We start from the raw sequence: 14,144 nt of genomic DNA, 5'->3' as shown, positions 1-14,144 counted from the left end.
CGGGCCTGCGCGAGGAACTGGCGGCGCTTAAAGTGGAGAACGCCCGCACCAACGGCATGATCGAGACGATGCAGTCGCTGTTCGACGCGGCGCCCCTGCCGATGTGGGTGCGCGACGCCGACGAGCGACTGATCTGGGTCAACGACGCCTACGCCAAGGCCGTCGATGCGCCGGGCGTCACCGGCGCCGTTACCGCGCAGACCGAGTTCCTGAACGAGCAGGACCGCACCCGCATCGCCGCGACGCGCCGTCAGGCCAGCCATTTCAGCGACCGGCTCAGCGCCGTGGTCGAGGCCGACCGGCGCAACTTCCACGTCGTCGATGCGGCCGGCCCGTTCGGCGCGGCAGGGCTCGCGATCGACATCTCAGATGCCGAGGCGATCCGGCGCGAGCTCGACGAGACCGTGCGCTCGCACTCCGAGACGCTGGACCAGCTGACGACCGCCATCGCGCGCTTCGACGACAAGACGCGTCTCCTCTATCACAACGCGGCCTTCGCCCGGCTGTTCGACCTGTCGACGACCTATCTGGAGACCGCGCCCGACCACATCGGCATCCTCGATCAGCTGCGCTCGCGTGGCATCCTGCCGGACGACCGCCCCTTGCGCGACGTCAAGGCCGACATCCTCGCCGCGCACCGCGCGACGCAGCCGACCGAGGCGCTCTGGCACCTGACCGACGGGCGCACGCTGCGCGTCTTCGCCAGCCCCGAGCCGCGCGGCGGCGCGAGCTGGGTGTTCGAGGATCTTACCGAGAAGCTTCAGCTGGAATCGCGCCTCAACGCGCTGGTACGCCTGCAGGGCGAGACGCTCGACTTCCTGCGCGAGGGCGTCGCGGTGTTCGGCCAGGACGGACGCCTGCGCCTGTCCAACCCGATCTTCGCTGAACTCTGGGGCCTGTCGGCCGAGTTCCTGGCCGCCAAGCCGCACATCCGCTCCTTCGCGGCCACCGCCTCGGTCTCGATCCGCGCGCCGCTCGGTGGCGAGGCCGGCCCGACCTGGGCGACCTTCTCCCATGCCGTCACCGCCTTCGACGAGGGCGCGCGCGAAGCGGAGAGCGGCGAGATCGAGCTGTCGGACGGTCGCGTCCAGGCCTACGGCATCGTGCCGCTGCCGAACGGCCAGACCATGCTCACCTTCACCGACATCTCGGACGCGCGCGAGGCCGAGCGCATGCTGCGCGAGCGCAACGACGCGCTGGAGAACGCCGCGCGTCTCAAGAGCGACTTCGTCCAGCACGTCAACTACGAGCTGCGCTCGCCGCTGACCAACATCATCGGCTTCTCCGCGCTCCTGCGCTCGCCCGAGACGGGGCCGCTGAACGACCGCCAGTCGGAATATCTCGACTATATCGGCACCTCGACCTCGTCGCTCCTCACCATCGTCAACGACATCCTGGATCTTGCGACGATCGACGCCGGCATCATGGACCTCGACCTCACCGACGTCGACGTCGCCGGCACGGTCGGCCACGCCGCCGACGGCGTGCGCGACCGGTTCCGCGAGAACGACATCATCCTCAACATCGACCTCAGCCGCGCCGGCTCGACCTTCCGGGCCGACGGGCACCGCGTCACGCAGATCCTGTTCAACCTCCTGTCGAACGCCGCCAACTTCGCGCCGGCGGGCTCGACGGTGAACCTCAAGGCCGTGCGCAGCAACGGCGAGATGGTGTTCAGCGTCTCCGACCAGGGGCCGGGCATCGCGCCCGGCGAGGTCGCGCGCCTGTTCGAGCGCTTCGAGACCAATCCGTCCGGCGGGCGGCAGTCGGGGGCCGGGCTCGGCCTGTCGATCGTGCGCTCCTTCGTCGAGCTGCACGGCGGCCGGGTGGAGATCCAGTCGGGCCCGAAGGGCGGCACCACCGTGACCTGCCGCTTTCCGCTCGGCCGTGACGAGCAGGACCTCGCCGCCGAATGACGACCGGCTCCGGCGCGGCCGCCGACGAGACCCGCTCTTTCACGCTGGACCTTCCCGACGAGGCCGCGACCCTCCGGCTGGCGCGGCTCCTCGCGCCGCTCCTCAACACGGGCGACGTCGTGGCTCTGTCGGGGCCGCTCGGGGCCGGCAAGACGACGCTCGCCCGGGCGCTCATCCGGGCCGTGACGGGCGATCCCGATCTCGAAGTCCCCTCGCCCACCTACACGCTGGTGCAGCTCTATCCGACACGCCCGCGCATCAGCCACTTCGACCTCTACCGGATCGGCGATCCCGACGAACTCGTGGAACTCGGCTTCGACGAGGCGGCCGAGACCGGCATCGTACTCGCCGAATGGCCGGAGCAGGCGCCGGACGTCCTGCGCGCCGCCAACCTTCGCCTCACGCTGGCGGACCGCCCCGGCGGCGGTCGGCAGGTGACGATACACGCGCTTCCCGAGGCTGCAGCGCGCATCGAACGGCCGCTCGCGCTCCACGCGTTTGTCGCGGCCGCCGGCGAGGGCGACGCCGACCGCAAGCCCTTTCCGGGTGATGCTTCCGCCCGCCGCTACGAGGTGTTGACGACCGCGGCCGGGCGGCCGCTCATCCTGATGGATTCGCCCGATCTCGTGCTCGGCCCCCCGGTGCGGGACGGGCGCGCCTATGCCGAGATCGCCCGCTCGGCCCGCAACACCGTGCCCTTCGTCGCAGTTGCCGAGGCGTTGCGCGCCCGCGGGCTGGCAACGCCGCGCATCGAGGCCTTCGACACGGCCCGCGGCTTCGTCCTGATGGAGGATCTCGGCCGCGAGGGTGTCCTCGATGCGGACGGTCGACCGATCCCGGAGCGCTACGAGACGGCGATGCGGGCGCTCGCCCATCTCCACGCGACACCCTTCGATCCGCATCTCGCGCTTCCCGATGACCGTCCCTACGAGGTGCCGCCGTTCGACCACGCCGCCATGGCGATCGAGGCGAGCCTCCTCGTCGACTGGTACGTTCCGCATGTCTTCGGCCGCCCTGTGACGGAGGCCGAGCGCGCCGCGTTCGAAGCCGTCTGGTCCCGGCTCTTCCACGTCCTCGACGATGCCGAGCGCCACCTCGTCCAGCGCGACGTGCAGGCGCCCAACCTCGTCTGGCGCGCCGGGCGGAAGGGGATCGACCGCATCGCCTTCCTCGACTTCCAGGACGCGATGGTCGGCCCCTCCGCCTACGACGTCGCCGCCCTCGCCCACGACCCGCGCGTGACGATCGAGCCGGCGCTGGAAGCCCGCCTGCGCGCCGCCTACGTGGACGCGCGCCGTACTGTCGACCCCGCCTTCGACGAGACCGGTTTCGCGACCGCCTATGCGATCATGGCGGCGCAGCGCCAGACCAAGATTCTCGGCATCTTCGTCCGGCTTCTCGCGCGCGACGGCAAACCGCAATACCTGCGTCACATTCCCCGGATTAAAGCCTATCTCAGGACGATCCTGACCCACCCGGCGCTCGGCGAACTGGCCAGCCTCTACGAGGCATGGCACCTTCTGGACGAAGCCGACGCCCCATCCCGCTAAGAGCCCGACGTGAACGCCCGCATCATTCCCGCCCGCCCGCCCCGCGCCCCCAAGCCGAAGACCGCGATGATCCTCGCCGCGGGTCTCGGCAAGCGCATGCGCCCGATCACCTCGACCATCCCGAAGCCGCTGGTCGAGATCCGCGGCAAGGCGCTGATCGACTACGGCCTCGACGCGCTCGCCCGAAACGGCGTCGAGCGCGTCGTCGTCAACGTCCACTACATGGCCGACCTCATGCGCGCCCACCTGCGCAAGCGCCGCGACATGGAGGTGCTGGTCTCCGACGAGAGCGACAAACTGCTTGAATCGGGCGGCGGCATCGTGCGCGCCCTGCCGCTGATCGGCGACGATCCGTTCTACCTCATCAACTCCGACACGTTCTGGATCGACGGCTACCGCGACAACCTCGACCTCCTCGCCGACCTCTGGAACCCGGCCGACGCCGACATGAGCCTCCTCATCGCCGAGATGCGGCAGGCCACCGGCTATGAGGGGCGCGGCGACTTCACCATGGACCGCGAGGGGCGCCTGCGCCGCGTCGCCGAGCGCGACATGAGCCCCTTCATCTACGCCGGCGCCGGCATCCTGAAGCCCGATCTCTTCCGCGATCTGCCGGAGGAGACCTTCTCGCTCAACCGCGTCTTCGACCGCTCCATCGAGGCCGAGCGCCTCTTCGGCGTGCGCCTCGATGGGCTGTGGATCACCGTCGGCACCCCCTGCGCCATCGCCGAGGCCGAGGCCGCCTTCACCGCCAGCGCGACGCGGGCCGAGCGGGCTTAAGGCTGAATGGGGCTCTGCCCCAAGCCCCGCCAGGGGAAATGATTTCCTCTGGCCCCCTCCTCGTTCGAAGCGTGTCCGAGACGGGTCGGGGCCGCCGGCCCCTACCCGTCTCGGAAAAGGTCTCAAACGAAAAGAAGGGTTCGGGAAATTCCTTCCCGAGCGGGGAACGGGGCGGCAGCCCCGCCAAGCCCTTTCGCCCACCCCACCCGCTCGGCTAGGGTGGCCGTGATGCCCTCGCATGTCTTTTCCATCGCTCCTGCCCTGCCATTCCTGCCGACGCTGGCGCGCGGGGTGCTGGATGGGCGTTTCCTGCCGGGCGAGGACTTTTCCGCCGATCCCTTGGCGCTCGCCGGACTGACCATCCTGGTGCCGACGCGCCGTGCGGCGCGTTCGCTGGCGGGTGAGTTCGCGCGGGCGATGGGCGGCGGCTCGGCGATCCTGCCCTCGATCCGCACGCTCGCGGAAGCCGATGAGGGGGCGGCCTTCGTCGATCTCGGCGCTGCGATGGCGCCGGCGATGGACCCTCTGGAGCGCCATCTCCTGCTCGCCCGGCTCGTGCGTTTCTGGAAGGACGGGCTGAACCGGCAGGCGTTGCGGCTTCTCGCGAACGAGGAGATCGTGCTGCCGGCCTCGGCGGCGGACGCGCTCTACTCGGCGGAAGATCTTTGCACCTTCCTCGACGAGGCGGTGACGGAGGAGGCGGGGCTGCACAAGCTGACGGGCCTTGCGCCCGACCGCCTCGCCGAATGGTGGCAGCTGACGCTGACCTTCCTGTCGATCCTGTCGGGGCAGTGGCCGGCGATCCTGAAGGAGCGCGGGGTCGAGGACCGCGCGACACTGAGGCGCCGCTGGTTCGACGCGGAAGCGGAGCGACTGGTGGCCGATGGCTCGCGCGGGCCGATCATCGTCGCCGGCTCGACGGCGACGGCGCCCTCGACGCTGCGCTTCCTGCGCGCGGTGGCGGGCCTGCCGAACGGCGCGGTGATTCTGCCGGGCGTCGACTGCCATCTCGACGACAGAAGCTTCGAAGCGATCGACCGCGCCCGTTCCATCGCCGCGCCCGGACATCCGCAGCATGCCCTGAAGCGCATCCTGCAAGGGCTTCTGGTGGAGCGCGACGGCATCGATCTCCTGTGCCCCGACCGGGGCCATCCGCTTCTGGCGCGCGAGAAATTCCTGTCCGACGCGCTGCGCCCGGCCGAAACCACCGACGCCTGGGCCGATGCCGATCGCCGGCATGGCGGCGGGGCGCTGGACGGGCTGGAGCTGATCGAGGCGGCGGACGAGCGCGAGGAGGCGCTGGCGATCGCCGTCGCGATCCGCGATGCCTTGTCCGAGCCGGCTGCGACCGTCGCGCTCACGACGCCCGACCGCAACCTCGCCCGGCGCGTGTCGGCCGAGCTCGAGCGCTTCGGCATCGCCGCCAACGATTCCGCCGGCCGCCCGCTGCACGCAACGCCCCCCGGCACCTTCTGCCTGCTCGCACTGTCGGTGGCGCTGGAGCCGGGCGACCCGATCACCCTCCTGTCGCTCCTGAAGCACCCGCTCCTGCGGCTCGGGCTTGGCGCCGCGCGCGCGCGTGAGGCGGCGCGCACGATCGAGCTGATCGCGCTGCGCGGCGGCTGCGGCGTCGCGGACGGGGCGAGGCTCGCGAGCCTCTTTGCCGAACGCCGAAAGGCGGCGGAGGCCGAGGACGGCCGCGCCCCGCGCCCCGTGCAGCTGGTGCCGGACGAGGACCGCGACGGGGCGCAAGCGCTCGCCGAGCGGCTGGAGGCGGCGCTCCAGCCCCTCGCGGACCTTCGCGACGGGGGCGAGCAGGAGCTCGCCGACTACGCCGTCTGCCTGACGCGGGTTCTGGAAGCGTTGGCGGCGGGCGAGGACGGCGCGCCGACGGCGCTCTACGCCGAAGAGGCGGGCGCGGCGCTCCGCGACATGCTGCGCGCCTTCGTCGCCGCACCCGAGACCGGCTTCGCCTTCCGCGCGCCCGAACTGCCGGACGTGGCGCTGGCGCTGATGCGCTCGATCAACGTGCGGCCGCGCGGCGGCCTGTCGCAGCGCGTCTTCATCTGGGGCGCGCTGGAGGCGCGGCTGCAGAATGTCGACGTGATGATCCTCGGGGGCCTCAACGAGGGCACGTGGCCGGGCACCGCGCGCTCCGACGCCTTCCTGTCGCGCATCATGCGCTCGGAGATCGAGCTCGACCCGCCCGAGCGCCGCATCGGCCTTGCGGCCCACGACATCTGGATGGCGCTCGGCGCGCGGCGCGTGGTGATGGCGCGCTCGCACCGCGCCGGCGGCGCGCCGGCCATCGCCTCGCGCTGGCTCCAGCGCATCCTGACGCTGGCCGGACCGGAGGGCGCGAGCGCGCTTCGCGCCCGCGGCGAGACCTACTTCCACCATGCGCGCCGGCTCGACGAGCGCCCGGAGGAACCGCGCGCGCCGCGCCCGGAGCCCAAACCCCCGGTGGACCGGCGGCCGATCCGCCATTCCTTCACCGAGGTCGAGACGCTGGTGCGCGACCCCTATGCGGTCTACGCCCGCCGCGTCCTGCGGCTCGATCCTCTCCCCGAGATGATCCGCGCGCCCGGCGCGCCGGAGCGGGGCGACCTCTACCACGCGATCCTCCACCGCTTCGTGGCTGACGGCATCGATCCGAGCGCCGAGGACGCGCGGGACCGGCTGCTTGCCATCGCGCGCGAAGCCTTCGACGACGCTGCGCTGCCGCCCGAGATCGAGGCCGTCTGGTGGCCGCGCATGGAGACGCTGGCGACCAACATGATCGCCTGGGAGCGCGAGCGCGCGCCGGACGTCGCCGATCGCCTGACCGAGGTGAAGGGTGCGTTCGACCTGCCCGGGATCGGCGTCGGCTTCCACGGCTATGCCGACCGCATCGACCGGATGCGCGACGGCTCGGTGGAGATCATCGACTACAAGACCGGCACCACGCCGTCGGTGAAACAGGCGCGCACGCTCCTCAGCCCGCAGCTGCCGCTGGAAGGCGCGATGGCGCGACTCGGCGGCTTCGAGAAGCTCGGCCCGGTGTCCTCCGTTCGCGACCTCCTCTACGTGCGCCTTCGCGAACGTGACTTCTACGAGGAGCGCCTCGCGCACAACGGCGGACGCACGGGCGAGCCGCAGTCGGGCGACGACCTGTCGGATGCCGCGCTCGGCGCCTTCCGGGGCTTGGCGGCCGCCTATCGCAACCCGGAGAAGGGCTACCTGTCGCGCGCCCGCCCCTTCCAGGCCGGAGACTTCTCCGGCCCCTACGACCATCTCGCCCGGGCACGGGAATGGACGGCGGCGGGGGCCGGCGCCGCGGACGAGGACGCCGCGGAATGAGCGAGATCCTTCCCGCCACGATCGAGGCGCAGCGCATCGCCTCCGATCCCGCGCGTTCGGTCTTCGTCGCCGCCAACGCCGGATCGGGCAAGACGCACGTCCTCACCGAGCGCGTCGTGCGGCTGCTTCTGGCGGGCGCCGAGCCTTCCAAGATCCTGTGCCTCACCTACACCAAGGCGGCGGCCGCCGAGATGCAGACGCGCGTCTTCGCGCGCCTCTCCCACTGGGCCGTCACGGACGAGGCGACGCTGTCCAAGGCGATCGGCGATCTCGACAAGCGCGCACCGTCGCGGGAACGCCTCGCCGAGGCGCGGCGCCTCTTCGCCCGCGCGCTCGAGGCGCCGGGCGGGCTGAAGATCCAGACCATCCACGCCTTCTGCGAGGCGGTGCTGCACCAGTTTCCGCTGGAAGCCAATATTCCCGGCCATTTCGAGGTGCTGGACGACGCCGAGAGCGCGCTGCTTCTCGCAGAAGCCCGGCGCATGCTGATCTCGGGTGCGCGCACGACCCCGGACGATCCCGGTGGGCAGGACGCGGAGGACGCGGCGATCGCGCACGCCTTCGCCGACGCCCTGTCGATGGCGGGCGAATGGGGCCTCGACGCGCTACTCGGCGAGATCGTCCAGCGCCGCGACCGGCTGCGCCGGCATCTGGAAGCCGTCGGCGGGCGCGAGGCGGCCGAGGAGCACCTGCGCCGGGCGCTCGGTCTCCAGCCCGGCGAAACGGAGGCGAGCGCGCTCAGTGCGGCGATCGATCCGCCGGGCTTCGAGGAGGATTTCCGCGAGGCTCTGGCCGAGGCCGCCGAGCGCAGCGGCAAGGCGACCGACGCGAAGCTCGCCGCCAAGATCGCCCTCGTCGAGACCGCCGCGACGCCGGAGGCACGCTTTGCCGCCCTCTGCTCGGTGGTCTTCAAGGCCGATGGCGGACGCTATAAGGCGTCGAGCGTCGCGACCAAGGCCGTGTCCGGGCTCTTCGCCGATTTCGAGGAGCGACTGGAAACGCTTGCCGAGTTCCTAGAGGAGCGCCGCGAGCGGCTCGCCACCTTGCGACTTGCGCGCGCCAGCGGCGCGGCCCTCACCATCGCCGAGAAGCTCGAGGCCGACTACGCGGCACTCAAGCGCCGGCGCGGGCGGCTCGATTTCGAGGACCTGATCGTGCGCACCGCCGATCTTCTCCTGCGCGCGGACGCCTCGGCCTGGGTCCATTTCAAGCTCGACCAGGGCATCGACCATGTCCTCGTCGACGAGGCGCAGGACACGAGTCCGCGCCAGTGGCAGGTGGTCCGCCAGCTGGTCGAGGAATTCTTCGCCGGCGCCTCGGCGAGCGTCCGGCCGCGCACGGTCTTTGCGGTGGGCGACGAGAAGCAGTCGATCTATTCGTTCCAGGGCGCCTCGCCGGAGATGTTCGACGCCGAGCGGCGTCATCTGCGCTCTCTCGCCGAGGGCGGCGACCGGCCGTTCGCGGCCGTCGAGCTGCACCAGTCCTTCCGCTCCGTGCCGGACATCCTGCGGGCAGTGGACCAGGTCTTCGCCGATCCCGCAGACCGGCGCGGCCTCCAGTCCGAGGACGGCCCGCCCGTCCATGTATCGACCCGCACCGCCGATCCCGGCCTGATCGAGGTCTGGCCGGTCGTCGTGCCCGCGACGGTGCCCCAGCACGAGGACTGGCTGACGCCCGTCGATCTCCAGCCGGAGACCTCGCCCGCCCATCGTCTGGCCGCGCGCATCGCCGCCCGCATCAAGGGCTGGATCGGCCAGCCGATCCGCGCCAAGGGCAAGCTGCGCCCGCTCGATGCCGGCGATGTCCTGATCCTCGTTCGCAAGCGCTCCGGCTTCGTCGCGGCGATGGGCGCGGCGCTGCGGGCGGCCGGCATTCCCGCCGCGGGCGCCGACCGGCTGGTGATCACCGACCACATCGCGGTCGCCGACCTCGTCGCGCTCGGGCGCACCGTGTCGAACGCCGAGGACGAGCTGTCACTCGCCGCCGTCCTGAAGAGCCCGCTCTTCGGCTTCACCGACGACGAACTGATGGCGCTCGCCCTGACGCGCAAGGGCGCCCAGCAGCCCGAAGCGCTCTACTTCGCGTTACGCCGCCTCGCCCGGCCGGGGGGCGCCGAACGCGTGCCCGCCTTCGTGACGGGCGCGGCGCGCGAGCGGCTGCGCGACAAGGCAGCTTCGGCCTTCGACCGGCTGGAGGAGCTCCGCCGTCGCGCCGGCTTCGAGACCGTCTTCACCTTCTTCGCGCGCATCCTCGGCCCCGAGGAAGGCCGCGCGAAGCTCGTCGCGCGGCTCGGCCGCGACGCCGGCGACGTGGTGGACGCGTTCCTCGATCTGGCGCTCGCCGAGGAGCAGGCCGGGCGCGGCGGGCTGGAGGCGTTCCTCGCCGACCTCGCGGCCTCGCCGCCCGAGATCAAGCGCGAGATGGAGCACGGGCGCGGCGAGGTGCGCATAATGACGACGCATGCCTCCAAGGGGCTGGAGGCGCCGGTGGTCTTCCTGGTCGATCCGGGCTCCGCCCCGTTCAGCCATTCGCACGGCGCCAAGCTCATGGAATGGTCGGACATGCCCGGCCGGCCTCCCGGCATGCCGCCGGGCTTCCTCTGGTGTCCCGACCTGTCGGCCCGCGATGCGGCGGTGGCCGCCTTGCGCGAGGCCGAGCGCGCGCGCGCCGAGGACGAGTATCGAAGGCTCCTCTATGTCGGCCTCACGCGTGCGGCCGACCGGCTGGTGGTGTGCGGCCTGTCGGGCGTGCGCGGACCGGACGAGGCATCCTGGCTGCAGAAGGTCGAGGGGGCGCTCCGGCCGCATGCGCGCGAGATCAAGGACGCGGCCACCGGCGAGACCCTTGCCTGGCGCCTCGGCTCGGAGCCCGACGGCGCGTCGCTCCCGCCGGTGGCAGCGCCCGACGCGCCGGTCTTCCGCACGCTCGACCTGTCGAAGCTGGCGCCCGAGGAATTGCCGCCCCGCCCGCTGCAGCCGTCCACGGCGTCCGGCGGCAGCCGGATCGAGGTTGCGGCGATGGACGACGACGGAGCCCTGCCCGCCTCGCCGGTGCTCGGCGCGGCGGCGCGGCCCGGCACGGGCGTGCGTCGCGGCCTTCTTCTCCACCGCCTGCTGCAGGCGCTGCCGGATCTCGCCCCGGAGGCGCGGGAGGCCGCAGCGCATGATTTCGCCCGGCGCGAGGGCCGTGCGCTCGGCGAGGAGGAAGCCAACCGCATCGCGGGCCAGGCGCTCGCGATCCTCGACGAGCCCGCCTACGCCCCCTTCTTCGGCCCCGGCAACCGGGCCGAGGTGGCGGTGGCCGGCGAGATCGAGCTCGGCGGGCGACGCTATGCCGTCAGCGGCGCGATCGACCGGCTGGCGGTGACGGCGGATGCCGTCCACATCCTCGACTACAAGACGAACAGACCGTTTCCCGAATCGCTGGGTGAGGTTCCCGCCGCCCATCTCCTGCAGCTCGCGCTCTATGCCGAGATGGTGCGTCCGCTCTTCGAAGGGCGGCGGATCCGGGCCGCGCTGCTCTACAGCGAGGGGCCACGGCTGATCGAGGTGACGGAACGGGTGATGGCCGAGGCGCTGGCCGAGCGGGCGGCCCGGAGCGCTGCGGGGGGCGCTGCGGCTTGAACCGGCCGCCCCTCCCTTCTACCTATGGATCACCCGAGACCGGCCTCAGGCGATTCCCTCGCGCCGGCTCTTTCTCGAACCATCGCGCAATGGCCCAAGTCGCGGCCCTTGCGTCATCGGAGCGCCCCATGGCCACCAAGAAGACCGACAGTTCCTCGTTCCAGTCCGACGTTCTGGAGGCCGGCAAGCCGGTCGTCGTCGACTTCTGGGCGGAGTGGTGCGGCCCCTGCAAGATGATCGCGCCGAGCCTCGAGGAGATTTCCGAGGAGAACGACAAGGTGTCGATCGTGAAGGTCAACATCGACGAGAACCCGGATCTCGCCGCGCAGTTCGGCGTGCGCTCGATCCCGACGCTGATGCTCTTCAACCCCGGCCAGGAGCCGGTGGTCAAGGTCGGCGCCGCCGCCAAGAGCCAGCTTCTCGCCTGGATCAACCAGAACGCCGCCTGAGCTATCGCTCGGTCGCAACGCCAAGCCCGCGGCCCTCACCGGCCGCGGGCTTTTTCATGAGGCGTCAGCGCGGCGCGAGGCCGCTCTCGGCGAGGACGTCGCCCGCGAGATAGAGCGAGCCGCAGATCAGGAAGCGCGGGGCAGGCCCGCCGCGCCAGTGCGAGGCGACGCGCCGGATCGCCGCCGACACGTCGGCCGCCGGCTCGGCGTCGAGCCCGGCCTCCAGCGCCGCGTCCGCCAGCACCACCGGGTCGACGCCAGCATCCGACGAGCGGATCGGCACCGTGAAGGCATGGCGCGCCATGCCCGCGAAGGCCTCGAAGAAGCCCTTCGGCTCCTTGGTGTTCAGCATGCCGGCGATCAGAACCAGAGGGCGCGGCACCCGCTCCTCCATGTCGGCCATCGCCTCGGCGATGACGAGGCCGGCGCCCGGATTGTGTCCGCCGTCGAGCCAGATCTCGGAGCCCTCCGGCGCCAGCGCGACGAGCGGACCGGCGGTGATGCGCTGGAGGCGGCCCGGCCATTCGGCCGCCGCGATGCCGCGCTCGATCTCGGTGGCGCTGGGGCTGAAGCCGGCGGCGCGCACGGCGGCGATCGCGGTTGCCGCGTTGCCGATCTGGTGGCGTCCGGGAAGGCGCGGCAAGGCCAGGTCGAGAAGCCCGTACTCGTCCTGATAGACGAGGCGGCCGCGCTCGGAGATGGCGTGGAACTCTTGGCCGTGAATGAAGACCGGCGCGCCCGTGCGCCGGGCGTGGTCGCGCAGCACCTCGAGCGCCGTCGGCTCGGTCTGCGGGCCGATCACGACGGGCGAGCCGCGCTTGAAGATGCCGGCCTTCTCGGCGGCGATCAGTTCGACGCGGTCGCCGAGATAGGCCTGGTGGTCGAGCGAGATCGAGGTGACCGCGGTCACCGCCGGGCGGTCCACGACGTTGGTGGCGTCGAAACGTCCGCCGAGGCCGACCTCGAGCAGCACGGCATCGGCCGGGTGCTCGGAAAACAGGAGGAAGGCGACGGCGCTGAGGAGCTCGAAGACGGTCAGCGTCCCGTCGCCGTTGGCGGCCGCCGCGCGCCGTACCGTCTCGGCGAGAAGCGCGTCGTCCACCAGCGCGCCGCGCGCGCCCGCCGTGCCGGCCATCCGGTAGCGCTCGTGCCAGTCGACGAGATGGGGCGAGGTGTGGACGTGGACGCCCTTGGCCGCCGCTTCGAGGATCGCGCGCGCGAAGGCGACCGTCGATCCCTTGCCGTTGGTGCCGGCGACGTGGATCACCGGGGGCAGGTTCTTCTGCGGCTCGCCCAGCGCGGAGAGAAGTCGGCGGATGCGGTCGAGGCCGAGATCGATGCCCTTCGGCATGCGCTCGTGGAGACGGGCGATCTCGCCCGCCGCAAGGCTGGTCGCACTCATCGCACGCGTCAGGCGGCGGCTGGTTCGGCGGTCGGCGCCGTCTCGTCGGCAGGCACGGCCAGCGGCGCCTTCGTCAGCACCTTGAGAAGGCGGGCGATCGTGCCCTTCAGCTCGTGCCGGTGGACGACCATGTCCACCATGCCGTGCTCCATCAGGTATTCGGAGCGCTGGAAGCCCTCGGGCAGCTTCTCGCGGATGGTCTGCTCGATGACGCGCGGGCCGGCAAAACCGATCAGGGCGCCCGGCTCGGCGATGTGGACGTCGCCGAGCATCGCGTAGGAGGCGGTGACGCCGCCCGTCGTCGGGTTGGTGAGGACGACGATGTAGGGAAGCCCCGCCTCCTTCACCATGTCGACGGCGACCGTCGTGCGCGGCAGCTGCATCAGCGACAGGATTCCCTCCTGCATGCGCGCGCCGCCCGAGGAGGCGAAGAGCACGAGCGGGCGCGAGCGCTCCACCGCCGTCTCGGCCGCGGTGACGATCGCCTCGCCCGCCGCCATGCCGAGCGAGCCGCCCATGAAGGCGAAGTCCTGCACGGCGGCGACGATCGGCAGCGCCTCGATCGCACCGCAGGCGACGAGGACGGAATCCTCCATGCCGGTCTTGGCCTTGGAGTCCTTCAGGCGATCGACATAGCGGCGCTCGTCGCGGAACTTCAGCGGGTCGACCGGCACCTTCTCCAGCGTGATCTCCTCGAAGATCCCGTCGTCGAAGAAGGTCGTCAGCCGGTCGCGCCCACCGATGCGCATGTGGAAGCCCGAGGACGGGATCACGAACTGGTTGGCCTCGAGGTCCTTGTGGAAGACCATCTCGCCGGTCTCGGGACACTTGATCCAGAGGTTTTCCGGCACCTCGCGCGGCTGCTGGCCGAGAAGGCTCGAGATCTTCGGGCGGACGTAGTTGGTGATCCAGTTCACGGGAGCCTGGTCCTTCGAAACACGTGCGGCGGGCTCGCGGCGGTGCGACGGCCCGGCCTTCGACTGCTAGATGGCGGCCTTTTCAGGCGGCCGCAAGGCGGGCGTCCCGAAGGCCGTCGGCGAGATCGCGCACCAGCGCGCTGACGGCCTCGACCATGGCCGGCGTCC

At 71.5% G+C, this 14,144-nt stretch carries 8 protein-coding genes; 6 read left to right on the top strand and 2 right to left on the bottom strand.

All coding sequences use genetic code 11. The features are described from left to right. The 6 genes from QZ753_RS06825 to trxA form a co-directional block, all read left to right on the top strand. Window positions 1-1,916: PAS domain-containing sensor histidine kinase (locus QZ753_RS06825; RefSeq protein WP_294642173.1), on the top strand; the 1,916-nt coding region annotated here is incomplete at its 5' end. Next, complete coding sequence (gene tsaE / locus QZ753_RS06820; RefSeq protein ID WP_294642171.1) at window positions 1,913-3,466, top strand: tRNA (adenosine(37)-N6)-threonylcarbamoyltransferase complex ATPase subunit type 1 TsaE; 1,554 nt, start codon at window positions 1,913-1,915, stop codon at window positions 3,464-3,466. The genes QZ753_RS06825 and tsaE, both read left to right, overlap by 4 nt. A 66-nt stretch (window positions 3,467-3,532) precedes the next feature. Further along, window positions 3,533-4,246 carry a nucleotidyltransferase family protein gene (locus QZ753_RS06815; RefSeq protein ID WP_294642175.1) on the top strand — a complete coding sequence of 238 codons (714 nt, stop codon included), beginning with the start codon at window positions 3,533-3,535 and terminating at the stop codon, window positions 4,244-4,246. Between the two features lie 228 nt (window positions 4,247-4,474). Continuing rightward, window positions 4,475-7,585: a double-strand break repair protein AddB gene (addB, locus tag QZ753_RS06810; protein WP_294642170.1), complete on the top strand. Its 3,111-nt coding sequence runs from the start codon at window positions 4,475-4,477 to the stop codon at window positions 7,583-7,585. Next, the gene (gene addA, locus QZ753_RS06805) at window positions 7,582-11,208 is read left to right on the top strand and encodes a double-strand break repair helicase AddA (protein ID WP_294642169.1); all 3,627 of its coding nucleotides are present in this window, start codon (window positions 7,582-7,584) and stop codon (window positions 11,206-11,208) included. Before addB ends, addA begins: the two co-directional genes overlap by 4 nt. Window positions 11,209-11,336: 128 nt before the next feature. Continuing rightward, window positions 11,337-11,657, top strand: coding sequence for a thioredoxin (trxA, locus tag QZ753_RS06800; protein WP_055893715.1), 321 nt, complete (start codon window positions 11,337-11,339; stop codon window positions 11,655-11,657). A 64-nt stretch (window positions 11,658-11,721) separates the two neighbouring features. Here the strand turns inward: trxA and QZ753_RS06795 are convergent, their stop codons facing one another. Together QZ753_RS06795 and accD are read right to left on the bottom strand one after the other, a co-directional pair. Beyond that, window positions 11,722-13,059, bottom strand: coding sequence for a folylpolyglutamate synthase/dihydrofolate synthase family protein (locus tag QZ753_RS06795; RefSeq protein WP_294642168.1), 1,338 nt, complete (start codon window positions 13,057-13,059; stop codon window positions 11,722-11,724). An 8-nt stretch (window positions 13,060-13,067) separates the two neighbouring features. Next, window positions 13,068-13,976, bottom strand: a complete 909-nt coding sequence (gene accD, locus QZ753_RS06790) for an acetyl-CoA carboxylase, carboxyltransferase subunit beta (RefSeq protein WP_294642167.1) — start codon at window positions 13,974-13,976, stop codon at window positions 13,068-13,070. Between the last annotated feature and the right edge of the window lie 168 nt (window positions 13,977-14,144).

This window comes from uncultured Aureimonas sp. (assembly GCF_913775355.1).
GTDB lineage: Bacteria > Pseudomonadota > Alphaproteobacteria > Rhizobiales > Rhizobiaceae > Aureimonas.
The sequence above is the reverse complement of the archived record's forward strand: the minus strand, read 5'-3'. Positions and strand labels throughout refer to the sequence as shown.

Excerpts from the sequence above, each read along its gene's own strand:
- tsaE (WP_294642171.1), top strand. The coding sequence starts at position 1,913 with ATGACGACCGGCTCCGGCGCGGCCGCCGACGAGACCCGCTCTTTCACG.
- QZ753_RS06815 (WP_294642175.1), top strand. The coding sequence starts at position 3,533 with ATGATCCTCGCCGCGGGTCTCGGCAAGCGCATGCGCCCGATCACCTCG.
- addB (WP_294642170.1), top strand. The coding sequence starts at position 4,475 with ATGCCCTCGCATGTCTTTTCCATCGCTCCTGCCCTGCCATTCCTGCCG.
- addA (WP_294642169.1), top strand. The coding sequence starts at position 7,582 with ATGAGCGAGATCCTTCCCGCCACGATCGAGGCGCAGCGCATCGCCTCC.
- trxA (WP_055893715.1), top strand. The coding sequence starts at position 11,337 with ATGGCCACCAAGAAGACCGACAGTTCCTCGTTCCAGTCCGACGTTCTG.
- QZ753_RS06795 (WP_294642168.1), bottom strand. The coding sequence starts at position 13,059 with ATGAGTGCGACCAGCCTTGCGGCGGGCGAGATCGCCCGTCTCCACGAG.